We start from the raw sequence: 15,854 nt of genomic DNA, 5'->3' as shown, positions 1-15,854 counted from the left end.
GACCTGTTTAAAAAAATCAACGGTGGTGATTGTCATTTTATACGTTTTATCGTTCCTGGTGTCATTTTTCATCGTTTACCTGCTCATCCCTCCGCTAGGCAAGCTTGCGTTCCGGCTTGATTTTGTGGACAGGCCCCGGCAGGATGTCGAACGTAAAATCCATAGGGAGCCTATTCCTCTGACAGCCAGCTATGCGATATTTATCGGTTTTTTCATTACATACCTGCTGTTTGCCCGGGATTTCTCGCTGGAGACGCTCGCCCTTTTCATCGGCGGGGTGCTTCTGCTCACTATAGGTACTATTGATGACTGGTACAAGACAAAAGGCAAGGATTTCCCGGCGCTCCCCAAGTTTATTGTACAGATTGCGGCGGCAATTCTTGTGTTCCTGTCCGGCAATGCTTTTACCGGGTTCATCAACCCGTTCTCCGGGGACTACATTTCCCTGCCGTTCATTCTGCAGTTCGTACTGACGATCGTCTGGATCTTCGGTGTCACTACGGTTATTAATTTCTCCGACGGCATGGACGGCCTGGCGGGAGGACTTACGGCAATCTCAGCAATCACGCTGTTCATTGTCGCACTCATGAAGGGCCAGTCCGCATCCGCCATCATGGCCATTTCTCTGGTCGGTGTTACTCTTGCTTACTTACGCTTCAACAAAGCACCTGCCAAAATCTTCATGGGCGACGCCGGCGCTACCTTTCTCGGCTTTATCCTGGCGGTAATCGCCCTGGATGGAGCCTTCAAGCAGGCCACAGTGCTGTCGTTGTTCATCCCGATTCTGGCGATGGGCGTGCCGATCTTCGACAATATTTTTGTCGTAATCAAACGGTTCATTCAAGGCAAAGCAATCTATCAGGCCGATGCCAGCCAGGTACACTACCGGCTGCTCAAAGCCGGACTGAACCAGAAGCAGGTTGTTGCCGTCCTGTATCTGGTCAGTGTCTGTCTGTCGCTGTCCTCGATCATCCTGCTGTTGATCGAAACCTGATATTCAAGCATGCCGGTATTTCGGCAGCCGGTAATATGTAAAAACACCCTTGCCGGCAAGGGTGTTTTTCTTTTGCCATGAACCTGGCGTCTAATTTAAACACCCTCATGGGTAAAGTCATATAGTTTGCGGTAAATATCCACGATCTCCGGCATCGGCATACGGACCAGGCCGCTGGAGGACGGGGCAACGAACTCGCGTACACCGTCAACTACCGGCGCTTCCTGCTGAAAGCCCCACTGCACCTTGGTTCTGCGGCTGAATTCAGTGTAGACGCCTTTGCCTACAAAACAGGCAATTTCCGGCCGGTACAGGGCCAGCTTGGTTCTCAGCAGCTCCCTCCCTGCAGCATATTCTTCACGGGTAATATCCTCCGCACCTACCGTTGGACGGGCGACAATGTTCGTAAAACCATACCCCAGCTTCAGCAGCTCTCCATCCTCGGAGGCCTCGTACAGGCGCGGCGTCAGACCTGACTGGTGGAGAATCCTCCAAAAGTTGTTGCGCGGGTTCGCATAATGATGCCCCAGTTCCCCTGAGCGGATGCTCGGGTTAAAGCCGATAAAGACAATCTGCAGACCGTGATCCAGGTGATCCGGCACTTCCTCCATGAACAGCCCTCCGCTCTTCTAGTTATACTTCTGGCTCTTCCAGTACAGCCATACAGTCCGCGGGAACCTGCTCCGCCAACCACACTTCATTGCCCGCATAATAGAAGGTTACACCGGAAGCCGCAGCCTTAACCGTGTCTACCGTAAGAATCACAAGCTTCCCCCGGCGGCTGCCGGCCAGACTGGCAAATTGCAGCCCCTCTGACAAATGGACATACTGCCGACCCATCGGCTTCAGGCCCTCCTTAAGAATAGCTGATAAGGCAGGCTCATGGGTTCCGTGATAGAGCATGCCCGGAGGCTGCCCCGGTTTATAGTCAACCTTGGTATGGCTGTGTCCGTATCTTGCTTTGATGCGCTCGCCTTCAATGGCGAAGCGCTGCTTCGTACTGCCTTCTACCGTCTGTCGGATATCTGCCTCCGTGATGCCTGACCAATTAGGCGCTGCTGTAATGACCTCAAGCAGTTCTTCCAGCAGGCATGACCCGTCCTCCGGGTCTAAAATTAATCCGTACTGCTCCGGCGTATGCCGCAGCAGCTTAGTCATAAATTTGCTGAGTAAAACCTCAGCATCAGAATTCAACATCTGTGAAACTCACCTCTTTCGTATTACAGCCGCGGATCAACCGGCTCTGACTCCAGAGACAAGGCTGCCAGTACGCATTCGTGAACACGTTCAAGCGGCTCCTTACGGATGAACCGGTTCACCGATTCGGCGCTGAGCGCACATTCCATCAGGGCATGGCGCTCTTTCTTGCCGGTCTTGCGCAGCTTCAGCCGGCTCAAATTATTCGAATGCAAATAATCGATCCCGTATATGATATGAAGGTACTTCCGGCCTCTGACCTTGATGGCTGGCTGAATCAGTGCTTTGCCGTTGCGGGCGATAAAAGTTTCGGGCTTGATGACAATCCCCTCATGCCCTTCTTCCGTCATTTCCTGCCACCACTTGATCAAATCCGCTTCGTCGGCCTGGCTTGTAATTACCCGGTATTCCGTCTCCATGAACAGAGGTGACAGACCCGCAAGTTCACGGCCGTGCTCCATATGCCAGACATGAGTATGATCAAAAAAACTCTGACCGCTGTGGGCCAGCGTATGGAACGGCGCAATCCGGATGCCTTCGATCCCGCTAACATCCCAACAGTACTGCTGAAAAGCCTCGCGGAAGACATGGGCATTCCGCAGCTTCTCCTCCATCTCCTGCAACCAGTCTGTTACGTCCCGCCCCGCAGCTTCAGCCTGCCGCAGCTTCTCCAGCAGCTTTTCTCGGTCCATTATGGCCGATTCGGCAACGTGGGCATACTGGGTAGCAATAAGCTCACGCGCCTTCAGGTTCCACGGAATAATCTCAGCATCCAGCAAAAGCAGCTCTGTGTTGTATTTGGCAAAATAATCAGCCTGCAACAGATCAGCATTCAATTTAGCGAGCACCTGCGCCTCGGTTTCCTTGTCGAAGAAGGCGCGGCCCGTGCGGCTATAAATGGTACCGAGCGTAGGCCTGCCGACAAACGACACAGCGGCCTCCTCATCACGGAACAGCAGCAGAACAGCCCGGCTGCCCATATGTTTTTTCTCGGCAACCATTGTTGTTACCCCTTGGGAGCGGAAGTAATTAAATGCCTCCTGAGGATGCTCAAGGTACGCCTCATCCGCAGATACAGATGGAGTAGGACTCATGGTCGGCGGAATGTACACCAACTCCTCCAGCGGAATAGTGAAGTGGGAGACACTATCGATCGCAGCCTTCACGTAATCTCCGCGTACAGAGATTTCACCATAGGCGTCCGTCATGACGGAGTAGCCTTCCACGAACTTGCGCAGATTAGGCGGAGAGAAACGTCCGCGCTCCCAGCGGATGAGCGGACTGTCCGGGTCCCGGGCATAATCGCGGTGGGCTCGGACGCTGACGAACTGCTGTTCAGGGTAGCGGTAGCCAGTAAGCGAGCCGCCAAATACTGCTCCCTGGTCAATGTTGACCGTATTCTTCACTACCGTCGGGTAAGGCCGCGGATCATGCCCCCAGATGATCAGTTCACCGGATTCATGCCCGGTGTACCATTCCTTGCGTACTGGCGAACCCTTGCCATCAAATCCATCCGTATCACCATAGCGGCAGAAATCCTGAATCCGCGCCGATTGCTTGCCGATATACCCGTCCCGGATTCCGGCATGGGTAATGACAACCCGCCGCACTCCGTCCCGGCACATAACCAGATGATTTGGCGCAGACAAGAGAAATTGCTTCAATTCTTCTTTTAACAACGCTGCGGCATCTTCACCGGCTTCCTGTGCATACTGCTCCAATTCGGCAGCGATATGCTCGTCACCATGACTCAAGGTCACCTTGCGTCCGCTGAGGTAACGGGCGATTTTCCAGCCGTGGTTGCTGTCCGTCATCCGGGCAATTCCAGCCTCGCAGTGCTTTTTCCAGAATCTCATCGTGTCGAGCGATTTCGGCCCTCGGCTCATTACATCACCGACGGAGATCAGCGTTCTGCCTTCAGGATGTCTGTACAGCCCTTCCTCATCCGCAGCATAGCCCAGCTCCCCGAGCAGTTCGAGCATTTCATCATAGCAGCCATGGATATCGCCGATCACATCGATCCCCACGCCGATCTCGGCCAGCAGCGGATTTACCTTGCGGATGAACTGCACAGCTTCCGGTTCCTTCAGTACATAAGTGAACTCAAAGCCTTCGTCCCGTACTCCGCGCAGAGAACGTTTGAACTGGCTGTACTGACTCTTGACCCGCTGTTTACCGCGCGGCTGTTCCCGCGTTTTATCCCGCGCTAGTAGTGTCTGCTCCGGCACATCCAGCACCCAGGCAGCACATGGTACATCATATTCTGCTGCCAGCTCAATATATTTCCGGCGGTATTCCGGCTGCAGATGCGTGGCATCCACTACTGTTAGCTTGCCCAGCCTGCTGCGCATCGCCACCACCGTGTTCATCGCCTCAAAAGCCAAGTTCGACAACAGCTGATAATCGTTATAGATAATATCAGCCTCTTCCCGGGGGCGTCCCTTCCAATCCAGAAACTCGATATCTCCAACCAGAGTACGGAAATCATCCGAAGACACAATCTCAGTGCCCAGCAGCACCCCTTCATCCACCAGCCTGCGGAGCAGAGTGGTTTTACCACTGTTTGAAGGCCCCACCAGCACAACGATTCCGCCATGTGGAAACGGAATGATCCGCTGCCCTTCTATTTTATCCGTCATTGCAGGTGTTCCCCTTTCGTAAAAATAGCCATCTGCGTCGGGTAGCCAAATTCCACGGACCCTTCCCCGATCCCAGTCAGCTCAGCCGTGTAATCAAACGTCTCTGTCCAGCGCGCACACCAGACGGAGAAGGCCTTCCGCCCCCATTCAAAACGGTGATCGCCATGGCGCAACTCTTCCTGCTCCATTTCATACACAGCGTTATAATCCTTGTTCGGTGTCGTCACAATCAGCGTTTTCGGGGCATATTCAGCAAAAATATTCTCCATTACCCGGGCCAGCCGGTATTCGTCTATATGCTCAATGACCTCACAGAGAATCATGACATCCTTGCCGCGCAGCGACTCGTCAAAATAAAACAATGAGCCGGTCACCGGATCTGGTACGATGATCCCCGGCTTGTCTGCCAGCTTGGCAAAACGGTCCATCGCCCGCAGCTGCGACGCAGCAGAAGGCTCTACCGCTTTGATCTCACGGACGCCCGGCACACTGCTGAGCTTCGCCGAAAGCTTGCCTTCCCCAGAGCCGAAATCAACGATAGTAGCCTTGGCGTATAGCTCCTCGACCGCTGCCGCAATGGCCGCATAGCGCAGATCATTGAGGCGAATCTTTGGCTCCTCCTGCATTTCCGTAACGGCGGATTCACCGGATACAGTCACTGCTGCTGGCACATCCTCCGAATCTACGGAATTCTCTGCTGTGCTCCGTTTTTCTTTTGCAGCCATTGCTTCGTATTGCTTGATCGCTCCGGCAAAACGCAGCGTACGCTTTAGAATCAGACTGCGCTGCGGATGCTCCTCCAGCCAGCCCGCGCCATACCGCCGGATTTTGTCTACCTCATCATCGCTGATGTAATAATGCTTATAATCATCAAGTGCAGGAATCAGCACAAACAACTGCTGAAGCGCGGTCTGAAGCGTCTGTTCTCCTGCCAGCTTAATGTATCGGGCAGAGCTTCGTGTTTTGAGTGCAAAAGAATACTCTGCATCGCCCCGTTCCAGCTGCACTTCATAGCCAAGCGCAGTAAACAGCTCTTCAAGCGTCCGGTCTGGCAGGTTGGAGGCAACAGGGCCAAAAGTCAACTCGAGCTTAAGCGGCTTCCCGACCCAGGGCATATAAGCTTCTTTGGGTTTGCCGTTCAAGGCAGTGCCGAGCGCCGGACGGATATAAGAACAGAACAGGCTGCTCGTTACAAATTCGCGGTCGTTAATATATTGTGTAATATCATTGTGTGCCGAGGAATCGCCTTTTACGAGTTCGATAGGATCGGGTGTCACATAGATAACTGCCTCCGTCTCTTCCTCCGAGGAAACGGTGAACACAATGCGTACTCTGGCCTCTTTTTCAGTCCGGTCATACAGGTTGTTGGGATTTTTGGCGAGCAAATGGGAAAGCATGCCTGCTCCCGTTCCAGTCGCTCTGATTATTAAGTGCATCGGTTTCTTTCCTCCCTTAATTGCCGCTTCACCGGCTTACACCTGCGGTCCATAAGCTATCTTCTCCCCATACCTCTGCCAGCGCCGCGCGGAACAGCTCATCCAGCACTTCATCCGATACGCCGTCCCCCGGACCAAACCGGGAAGCCACCTCTTCAAAATAGGCGATTTGCTGCTCCAGATATGTATTTATCACATCAAGGCGCGGCTCCAGGTTCAGTTCATCGCCGGACATTTTGCGGATCAGCAGGTTGTTCACAGTCTCTCTCAGGAGGGTGCCAGCCGGAATCAGCTCCTCTACCAGTACGGAAAATTCCAATGGCGGAACCTCATTGTATTTCTCAATCCAGGCACAGGCCAGCAGCGGACGGAGCACATAGAAATATTTTTTGATTTTGACCTCGCTGCCCTGCAGATAGGTACGATAGTTGCCCCGCGCCATGTTCAGATAGTGATAGATGCACGACTTAGGCGAGAAGCCCAGCGGCGAAAGCTTGCGGATGCTCTCTGCCACCGTGTAGTTTTCCTCATAACGGATACCGGACTGCAGCCACTCCAGCAGCGGCGGATTGGATTTGCGGAACAGCGTCAGCCCCTTCTTCAAATCCCAGCCGTTAATATCCAGCAGGTCGCTGATCGGCCGTTCAATCACATCTCTCGGCTCAAAGATCGACAGATAAGCCTCCGGCCGGCGCAAGTACAGGAACCGGACATCGTAATCGCTGTCCTTGGACGGAAAGCCCCAGGCCCGGCTGCCCGACTCACAGGCATACAGAATACGCACATCCTCTTCCGCTTCAATCGAACGCAGCTGGCGCACAATCTCTTTATGAATTTCAGACATCATTCAACACTCCCTTCAGCTCCAAAACAATAAAAAAAGGCCATGGATTCCATCATCCATGGCCCCGCTCCGTCTATAGCAGACTTCCAGCTACGTATTGCCGACGCTAAACTACCCTGCCGGCGATAAATATACTGCTGCTGAGACTACGCTATGAACCAGGGAGGACAGTTGGACAGATTGAATCAGATGGAGATTGGAATTGGTATTCTCCGGGTTGAAATGCTTCTCCATATAATTCATCTGTTCTGACCTCCTAAAAGTTTATTGTTTTGTTGTCATCATTTCCCAAAAGCATAAAGCAATAGTCCAGTTTCTGTCAACCTTCATTAGAGCAGCCGGCTGCGCTAGTGTATTCCTGAGCTAAGGCAGGATGGCTTTAACTGCTGGCGTTAAGTCTTGTTCACGCAGCGTCATATAATCCGTTCTGCCCTCTTTATAGACCAGCTTCACCAGGTAATCACCAGTCTTCGCTGAATAATAGCGCTGATGCTCCAGGATATCGGCAATTGGCACAGCCTCGTGGATCACAGCCGAACGTTTCTCGCTGCGGGCCAGCTGCAGATGGCGCTCAGGGTCATATCGCTCAGCAACTGGAAGACTGTCATTGTAATTATCCAGAATAATCTCGGCAGATGCTATATCACCAGGCTTAGTGCGGATTCTATCGGCGTAACCCTTCTGCTCCAGCCATGCCCCCAGCTCCTTGAAGGAGGACTGCCATTCGTAAGCGTAATAGAGCTGATATCCGGTGGCATCCGGCTTACTCATGATTTGGATCGAAGCATATGCCGGCCGGAGAAGCCGCTGGTTCTGGTCCTCATAGGTCATATTCAGAATTTCACGTTTCAGGATTTCTTTAAACTCCTTAACCTCCTGCGGGTCCGAGAGGCTAAGCGCTTTATTATAGTTATCCAAGCGGAAACCTTCGATGTCCCCCTCAAGCCGGGACAGCATATAGGCTTTGCGCTTGTATCCCTCACTCTCCATCACGGCCTTGAGTTCCGGTTCAAACCCGGCAGTGGGAATCATGTAGGAACGCTGTACAATCCGCCCGTTATCAAGCCGGTAGGACAGATAGAATTGCCGGTAATCCGAGTATGAATTACCTGCCGGAACCTCCGGCCGTGCAGTAGCCACGGCAAGATGAAGCTTGCGGACAGCCTCGACATAGTCCCGGTCCTCAGTGAACGGATCATCCTTGCTGATACTCGGATTGGAGCTATTCCAATACGCATCATTAGACGCATAATCACTTCCGGCATAAACACCTTCAATCTTATCAAGCGCCGGCACCCGGTTCTCATAGCCTGAGATTCCGGAGACCGGAATATACAGCAGCAGACCCAGCAGCAATGCATAACCGGCAAATTCCAGCGGCACCCGGCGGGTTAGAATCTGCCAGGTTTTACGGATGATCATCTCCGCCGCAATGTAGCCGATCAGCGCTCCGGCCAGGTTGCCCGCGATAATCCAGCCAAGCTGCAGCTGCTTAAGCTGGGCGAAATAGGTTCCGGAGATCAGCATTGCACAGAACATGACCCCCGCTTTGAACAGCGGATTGAAATACGTAAAGGCTATCGCCTGGCCTGCCTTTTCCCCGTGGCGTCTGCGGTACAGCAGAATAGACAGCGCAAACAACAGGACAGACAAGGCCGAATACATCCACAGATCACCGGCGCTGAAGGCATTGGTATTCACATAGACCATATGCAGTATAGGCGACCATACTTCGATATGCGCTCTTATCCCAAACCATCTGGGATAACCATACAGGTACATCCCGAAATGTTCATTGACCAATTGGAGCAGCATGACAGGCAGAAGCAGAAGGATGTAGGTAACCGCCCCCTGAAGTACGGTTTGTCCGGTACAGATGCCGACAAACATGCTGAAGATAAACAGGAACAGTGTAAGGATACTAAGCGTCAGGCACCATTCCAAGGCATCCGATCCAGTATAAATGTACATATTACTGTCCAGCGGCTGCACCATGGCGGCAACAGCACCCGTCAGCCAGATGGGAACCATCAGCAGAATCAGACCGCTCACCGTATGGGACACCAGCAGATGCTCCCGGCGCAGCGGCAGGCTGTGCCACAGATCAGACGGCATTTTGGCCTGCAGATAACGGAACAGGAATAAACCGGCAGCTACAGGAACCGTAACGGCGAACAGCATCTGAATCTCTCCGCCGACGAAGAACAGATTCTGTACAGTCTGCGGCTTGGCATTCGGGTCACCGTTCATGAACATCTGCAGCGGCAGTGCGAAGAGAAGAGCAAGGGTATATATAATTCCGATCCAGCCGTGCTGGCGCAAATTCTGGCGGATCACGCTGCTGTTAAAGAAGAATCGGCTGCGCGTCATAACCGGCATCCCCCATTTCATAAATAAAGATTTCTTCCAGCGTCAGCGGCAGCAGATCAAACACATACGGCTCATAGACATGAAACGCCCGGGAGATCCGCTCACGGTCGCCTTTTACGATATACAGGTTAACGCTGCCCCGCTGCTCCTGATGGAGAATCTGCAGCTTGGCGGTAAGTGCGCCGGCGTGGCGTTCATCACGGAAAGCCACCTGAATTTTATGCGTGTCCGCCTTCAGATCATCCAGATCCTTCTCGACCAGCATTTTACCGCCATGCATAATGCCGACATGATCACATAAATCCTCTATTTCTCGCAGGTTATGCGAGGAGATCAGTACAGTCAGGCCGCGCTCGGCCACTTCCTGGAATAGCAGATTCTTGATCTGCCGCCGCATGACCGGATCAAGCCCGTCAATCGGCTCATCCATAATCAGCACTTCCGGCGCACAGCTCAGTGCAAGCCAAAAAGCCGCCTGCCGCTGCATTCCTTTAGAGAATCTGCTGAGCTTCCGCCCCTGATCCAGCCGAAATACGGCAGCTAGTTCCTTGAAACGCTCCTCGCTCCATGATGGATAGACCGACCGATAAAAGGCAGCCATGCTCCGTATCGACGCCTGCGGGAAAAAATACGGGCTGTCCGGCATGAAAATAATCCGCTGCTTCACTTCCGGCGCCTCAAACACCGGCTTGCCTCCGATCGTAACCGTTCCTTGCTCGGGCCTGTAAATACCGGCGAGCGTCTTTAGCAGTGTCGTTTTACCTGCACCGTTCGAACCGAGCAATCCATAGATTGCCCCTTTATGTACAGTCAGTGAGATGCCGTCAACGGCCTTTTCCCCTTGAAAAATCTTGCTTACCCCGCGGATTTCAATCATGCTTCTCCCCCTCTCTCTGCTCCAGAACCTGACGGTACAATGTGCTGATCTCATTTTCGGTGAATCCAAGATATACGGCCTCCGCCATCAGCCGCAGCAGCTCCCCGCGCAGCTCCGCCCTCTTGCTCTCATTCCGTTCCTGCCGCAGCGGAGCCACGAAGCTTCCCTTGCCCGGCAGAGAATAGATATACTCTTCACGCTCCAGCTCCCGGTAAGCCTTCTGAATCGTATTCGGATTGACTGTTAGCTGTGAAGATAACGTTCTTACCGACGGAAGCTGTTCATCCGCCCGGAGAATCCCATGCATAATCATCTCTTTGATCTTACCCGTCAGCTGCTCGTAAATCGGCTTGCGGCTGCGAACGTCCAGTTCGAACATAAGCATCCTCCTTTCCATTGCATAGCAGTTCTCTCAGGTGTATTAACTGTACTACTATTATTAGTACAGTTAGATGCTATTGTCAACATAAAGAAACGGCCTTCCTCCTTTGCCGGAGAGCCGTTTCGGTAGCCTATTATCGGGCCAGGTTATATTTAATCCGCTGCCCTTTGGGCTGCTGCTGGGTAATGCAGTGAATATTGCCGCCGCCGAGGGCGATTTCCCTTGTATTAATCTGCACGACCTTCCGCTCCGGAAACAGCCTGCTAAGCATGGAATAAGCCCCGGCGTCATTGCTGTCCCCGAAGCCGGGCATAATGACTCCCCCGTTGCAGATATAGAAATTTACATAGGTGGCGGCTAAAAGGGTTCCCGCTCTGCGGTTATAGCTATGACTGGCCCGGTCAATCCGGCCTGCTTCCTCACCGGTAATTGCCAGGGGCTGCGGGAGGTGCAGCTTATGGATTTCAAGCCTGCGTCCCTGTGCGTCCGTTGCCCGGCTCAAGTGTTTATAGGCCTCATTCAGCACCTCATACTGCGGATCCCGCCGGTTGTCCGTCCAGCTCATGACAACGACGCCAGGTCTCACAAACGCCGCAACCTCATCGATATGCCCATCGGTTTCATCATGAACCATGCCGCGCGGGAGCCAGATAATTTTGTCGATATTCAGGGAATTACGCAGCACAGCTTCGATCTGCGATTTCGTCAGCTGCGGGTTGCGGTTTTTGTGCAGCAGACACTGCTCTGTAGTGATAAGCGTACCTTCCCCGTCCACATGAACCGATCCGCCCTCCAAAATAAAATGCTGAAGATCATAGCGGTCCAGACGCTCGATCTCCAGCACTTTTTGTTTCACCAGCAGGTCCTGATCCCACGGGAAATACAGCCCTCCGTTTAGTCCGCCCCAAGCGTTAAAACCCCAGTCAATTCCCCTTACGCCACCCTCCCGGTTCACGACAAAGGTCGGGCCGATATCCCGCATCCAGGCATCATTGGAAGAAATCTCAACTACCCGGACGGACTCCGGCATCCGTGAGCGTACATGCTCATACTGGCCGGAGACAACGCCTATCGTTACCGGCTCAAATTCGGCAATTGCCGCAGCTACGGCTACAAAAGCATCCTGTGCCGGCTTAGCCCCCAGCCTCCAAGTGTCGGTGCGGGTAGGCCAGAGCATCCAGGTGCCGGCATGAGGCTCATATTCACCCGGCATACGATAACCGTCTTCTCTCGGCGATCTTCCTATTGTGTGTGGCATCCGTATTCACCCCGGCTATAGAATCCTAATAGAATTCTATGCGGATAAACAGGCTGCTGCTACTGGTGTATACGGCTCAAATAGCAGAGCTTTCCGCCTCAAGCACGGTCTCCTTCTGCCTCTTCGGCCGCTTGTCGCTTAGCAGCGCAAAGAGAATCCCGGGAAGCATCAGCAGACTTGCAAAAACAAACGTCCGGCTGAAGGCATCAACAGCCGCCCCCTGCAAACCTGCTGCAGCTTGTGACAGCAGCTGCCCGGCTTCGCGGAACTGATTCCCGCTGTCCGCCGCAAATGCCTGCTGTTCCGCAGGACTCAGCGTGGCAGCGGCAAGCCTGGTCTTCGCCATCACATCCGTGAATACTTCATCGCCGTCCGCCTTCCCGTCTGTGGCTTGTTTTCCTTGCCCGAGCGAGGTAACTGCGGCAATCAGCACCGGTTTAATAAACGGCTGCAGCACCTGATCCTCCTGCACCGTCTGCACCGCACGGCTCCCGGCTGTGTGCAGGTTATTGTCCGTTTGCTGCTGCAGCACTGTTACGATAATTGCTACGCCGATTACACTGCCCAGCGCCTTGCTCATATTCGTGACGCCCGAAGCAATTCCCACCTTTTCTTCAGGAACGTTCCGGACTGCGGAAGACATCACGGGCGCCATCGTAAGGCCAGTTCCCAGTCCCATGGCGACTAAGCGGACCAATACATCGGCCAGCGCCGAATCTGCCTGCAGTCCGCTTAAGGAATAGGCGGCACCAGCCATCAAGAGCACACCCCCCGCAGCGAACAGGTGGCTCCCGTATTTAGCGGATAGCGGCCCGGATATGGCCGAGCTGGCAATGGAGCCCACTGCAATCATTGAGAGAACAAGACCCGCTTTCAGCTCCGTCATTCCCATCATCCTGGTCAGGAAGAAGCTGGTCAGCAGCGAGATATTCATCAGCGCCGCCCCTACGATAATCATAGTCAGCGATGCACCGTTAAAGGTGCGGATCCGCAGCAGCGAGAGCGGCAGCATCGGCTCCCTTCCTTTCCGCTGTGAGAAGAAAAAGAATATCAGGAACACTATACCCAGTGCCAGCAGCAGCAGAATTACCCGGGAATTCCAGCCATAGCTCTGGACTTTGATTAACGCATAGGTGATGAAGAACATCGCTCCGGTGATTCCCAGTGTTCCGCCATAATCGATGGACCTGCCCGCAGAGTCATCGCGGGATTCCTTGATGAACAGCGCTGTCAGCACAAGGCTCAGCACTCCAAGCGGGACGTTGACAAAAAAGATCCACTGCCAGTTGAGCTGCTGGGTGATTATGCCGCCAAGTGCCGGACCGCTTGCAGCAGCAACACCCGACACAGCTCCCCAGATGCCGATAATTAGGCCATGCATTTCTTTGGGGAAAGTAGTCGTGGTCAGCGGGATGGTAACAGGAACAATAACCGCCCCCGCCAGGCCCTGGAGAACACGAAGCAGGATCAGAATTCCCAGTGAGGGAGCCAGACCGGCAAGCAATGAAGTAACCGTGAACAGCAAAACACCGATCAAAAATACCCGCTTACGCCCGAATTGGTCAGCCAGCCGTGATGCCGTCAGAATAAACACGGCAAACGCCAGATTGTACCCGTTCATTATCCAGGAAATTTGCGAAACGGTTCCCCCGAAATGACGCGTCATCTCCGGTAAGGCAATATTAATAATCGTGGTATCCAGCAGTGCCATAAAAAAACCGAGGACAATTGCAGTAAAAGAAAAAATCCGCCGCACACGCATACTCAACCTCATCACTCCCTTTATAATCTGAACTATAGTTCATATTTTAGATTATATGAACCATAGTTCATGTTTGTCAATATTTAAAATGAACTTTAGTTCATCTTTTATTGACAGTAAAAATGCTCTCCTCTACAATCGGGTATATAAGGGGGACCTTAACACATGGGTGATACGGAAGATAAGATCAGAACACCGCAGCAGGACCGCAGCATCAGAACCAAACAGGCGATCATTCAAGCCGCTATGAAGCTTTTTTCAGAGAAGGGTTACCACCAGACCAATACCAAGCAAATAGCCGCCGCGGCAGGAGTATCTACAGGCAGTTTTTATTCTTACTTCATTGATAAGCGGGCTGTATTTATGGAAGTGCTAACGGGGTATAGCGAGGTTTTACTGGAACGGATTGATGCTTCCATGGCTGAAATTAATTTCCACAATATGGACAAACACACTCTGCTCACACATCTCGTGGACAGCCTCCTGTTGTCACATGAGGTCTATACCGGTTTCCACAAAGAGCTGTCGATCATGTATCTCAGCGATGAAGATATTAAGCGGCAGATGGACGCACAGTATGAAGTGGGCCGCGTCAGAACGCTGCAGTATCTCCAGATGGGGATGGATGAGCTGAAGGTTACCGACCTGGAAGCGGCAGCCATCCTTGTATTCGAGTCCGTAAGCGCCATTGTGGATGTAATCGCCTTCTCTCCGCACCGGGTTTCGCCTGAGCGTCTGAAGACAGAGCTCGTCAATATGCTCGTTAAGTATCTGTATGGCTGATATATAGATTAACTTGAGATTGTTCCATTATGGGATGGCCGTAAGGGTCTTAACCTTTCTCCGCAAAAAAACAGCGGCCGGCAGAATTACTTCCGCCAGCCGCTGTTTCCACTGCTGCTTCCTGATTAACGCTCATCCTTCCAGAAATTCAGCGGTTTAATATCCTTAGTGATAATCGCAAAGCTGTATCCTTCCTTCTTGAAGGTCTCCAAAAGACGCGGCAGCACTTTAAGCGTCGCCTTCTGGTCATGCATCAATATGACCGGATTCGTCTGCGATTTCTGCAGTTTGTGCACCTGGCTCATGACGGAAGCATAGATTTTGCCGCTGTCTTCCTTGTACTTCCAGTCTTCCGAGTCGACATTCCAGTCCCATAAATGATAACCCTGGGTCAACACCTTGTCCCTGAAGGCTTGTGTGAAATAGGGTTTGCTTCCGTATGGCGGCCGGATCAGTGACGTTTCCGCTCCGCTGATCTTCTTCAGCACCGCATTGTCTCCCGCCATCTCAGCCAGTGCAGCAGCCGGAGATGCATAAAATTCCTCCTTACGGTGAGTCATTCCGTGCAGTCCAAGCCCGTAGCCCGCCTTCACAATCTGTTTCACCTGGGAAGGATAACGGTTCATGTTCAGCCCCAGCATAAAGAAGGTCGCCTTCGCATCATATTTATCCAGTATACCCAGCAGCTCAGAGGTCGTTGCCGACGGTCCGTCATCAAACGTAAGATACAGGGTCCGCCCCTTGGCCTCTGACGTACCAGCAGAAGCAGTTCCGCTGGCGGCCTGCGGTTTCAGCTTGTCTTTATATTGAACAAAGTATTCCTCGTCGCTCAGCAGCGCCGCAGCATCCCGTACCCGAAGTAAATATTTATCCGGCTGAAAGGTTAAGCTATACCCGAGGTAGGTGCTGATCCGCAGAGGCACCATCAGCTTGCCGTCCTGCAGGAAGGTGCTCATCGCAGCAACGGTTCCGTCCGGAAGCTGAAGTCCCCCGTCATTGTTAAGCAGCTGAACCGAATGATCTCCGGCCGCAACTGCAATTCCTTCCTGCAGACCGGTAATGGTCCATTTCAGTTCTGCTGACAGCGCACGGAGCGGAACATAATAAGTGTCTTTGACGGATACAGCTTCGATTTCAGTCAAGGTATCGTTGACTCCCAGCTTCAAGACTGAACCTGCCCCCGCAGCCTTAGCTGTGGTTTGCAGAATCCCAAAACATAAGAATAATGTCATCAATAAAGCCATTACTTTTTTCATAGGCACGAGCAGAATCTCCAATCTATGTATATTTACCTCTAACTCTATCATACATA

14 protein-coding genes are annotated in these 15,854 nt (G+C 52.7%); 2 read left to right on the top strand and 12 right to left on the bottom strand.

All coding sequences use genetic code 11. From position 1 onward, the window contains the following. Window positions 1–28: 28 nt before the first annotated feature. A complete protein-coding gene (locus QU597_RS04530) occupies window positions 29–994 on the top strand; it encodes an MraY family glycosyltransferase (RefSeq protein WP_054941937.1) in 966 nt (321 codons plus the stop codon). A gap of 95 nt (window positions 995–1,089) precedes the next feature. On the opposite strand, the gene QU597_RS04525 is transcribed toward QU597_RS04530, so the two are convergent. From QU597_RS04525 to QU597_RS04475, 11 genes are all read right to left on the bottom strand, one after another. Then, window positions 1,090–1,605: a mismatch-specific DNA-glycosylase gene (locus tag QU597_RS04525; RefSeq protein ID WP_310831564.1), complete on the bottom strand. Its 516-nt coding sequence runs from the start codon at window positions 1,603–1,605 to the stop codon at window positions 1,090–1,092. 22 nt (window positions 1,606–1,627) lie between these two features. After that, entirely contained in the window at window positions 1,628–2,191 is a 564-nt protein-coding gene (locus QU597_RS04520) for an RNA 2'-phosphotransferase (RefSeq protein WP_310831563.1), read from the bottom strand. Window positions 2,192–2,214: 23 nt separating this feature from the next. Beyond that, complete coding sequence (locus QU597_RS04515) at window positions 2,215–4,830, bottom strand: polynucleotide kinase-phosphatase (RefSeq protein WP_310831562.1); 2,616 nt, start codon at window positions 4,828–4,830, stop codon at window positions 2,215–2,217. Then, window positions 4,827–6,266, bottom strand: coding sequence for a 3' terminal RNA ribose 2'-O-methyltransferase Hen1 (locus QU597_RS04510; RefSeq protein ID WP_310831561.1), 1,440 nt, complete (start codon window positions 6,264–6,266; stop codon window positions 4,827–4,829). The genes QU597_RS04515 and QU597_RS04510 overlap by 4 nt, the downstream gene beginning before the upstream one ends. 28 nt (window positions 6,267–6,294) lie before the next feature. Continuing rightward, window positions 6,295–7,110, bottom strand: a complete 816-nt coding sequence (locus QU597_RS04505) for a nucleotidyltransferase domain-containing protein (RefSeq protein ID WP_310833226.1) — start codon at window positions 7,108–7,110, stop codon at window positions 6,295–6,297. A gap of 111 nt (window positions 7,111–7,221) precedes the next feature. Next, window positions 7,222–7,353 carry a hypothetical protein gene (locus QU597_RS04500; protein ID WP_310831560.1) on the bottom strand — a complete coding sequence of 44 codons (132 nt, stop codon included), beginning with the start codon at window positions 7,351–7,353 and terminating at the stop codon, window positions 7,222–7,224. A 120-nt stretch (window positions 7,354–7,473) separates the two neighbouring features. Then, the gene (locus tag QU597_RS04495) at window positions 7,474–9,480 is read right to left on the bottom strand and encodes a DUF6449 domain-containing protein (RefSeq protein ID WP_310831559.1); all 2,007 of its coding nucleotides are present in this window, start codon (window positions 9,478–9,480) and stop codon (window positions 7,474–7,476) included. Next, window positions 9,455–10,357, bottom strand: a complete 903-nt coding sequence (locus QU597_RS04490) for an ABC transporter ATP-binding protein (RefSeq protein ID WP_310831558.1) — start codon at window positions 10,355–10,357, stop codon at window positions 9,455–9,457. Before QU597_RS04490 ends, QU597_RS04495 begins: the two co-directional genes overlap by 26 nt. Beyond that, window positions 10,350–10,736, bottom strand: coding sequence for a GntR family transcriptional regulator (locus QU597_RS04485; protein WP_310831557.1), 387 nt, complete (start codon window positions 10,734–10,736; stop codon window positions 10,350–10,352). Before QU597_RS04485 ends, QU597_RS04490 begins: the two co-directional genes overlap by 8 nt. Window positions 10,737–10,872: 136 nt before the next feature. Continuing rightward, window positions 10,873–11,997: an agmatine deiminase gene (aguA, locus tag QU597_RS04480; protein ID WP_310831556.1), complete on the bottom strand. Its 1,125-nt coding sequence runs from the start codon at window positions 11,995–11,997 to the stop codon at window positions 10,873–10,875. Between the two features lie 76 nt (window positions 11,998–12,073). Next, window positions 12,074–13,759: an MFS transporter gene (locus QU597_RS04475; protein ID WP_310833225.1), complete on the bottom strand. Its 1,686-nt coding sequence runs from the start codon at window positions 13,757–13,759 to the stop codon at window positions 12,074–12,076. Between the two features lie 165 nt (window positions 13,760–13,924). On the opposite strand from QU597_RS04475, the gene QU597_RS04470 reads away from it, so the two are divergent. Next, on the top strand, window positions 13,925–14,542 hold the full coding sequence (locus QU597_RS04470) for a TetR/AcrR family transcriptional regulator (protein WP_310831555.1): 618 nt from the start codon (window positions 13,925–13,927) through the stop codon (window positions 14,540–14,542). A 125-nt stretch (window positions 14,543–14,667) separates the two neighbouring features. Here QU597_RS04470 and QU597_RS04465 read toward each other — a convergent pair whose 3' ends face one another. Beyond that, window positions 14,668–15,798 (bottom strand): polysaccharide deacetylase family protein, encoded by a 1,131-nt coding sequence (locus QU597_RS04465; RefSeq protein ID WP_310833224.1) that lies wholly within the window; start codon window positions 15,796–15,798, stop codon window positions 14,668–14,670. Between the last annotated feature and the right edge of the window lie 56 nt (window positions 15,799–15,854).

It is taken from the genome of Paenibacillus pedocola (genome assembly GCF_031599675.1).
In the GTDB taxonomy this organism is placed as follows: Bacteria; Bacillota; Bacilli; order Paenibacillales; family Paenibacillaceae; genus Paenibacillus_AQ; species Paenibacillus_AQ pedocola.
The sequence above is the reverse complement of the archived record's forward strand: the minus strand, read 5'-3'. Positions and strand labels throughout refer to the sequence as shown.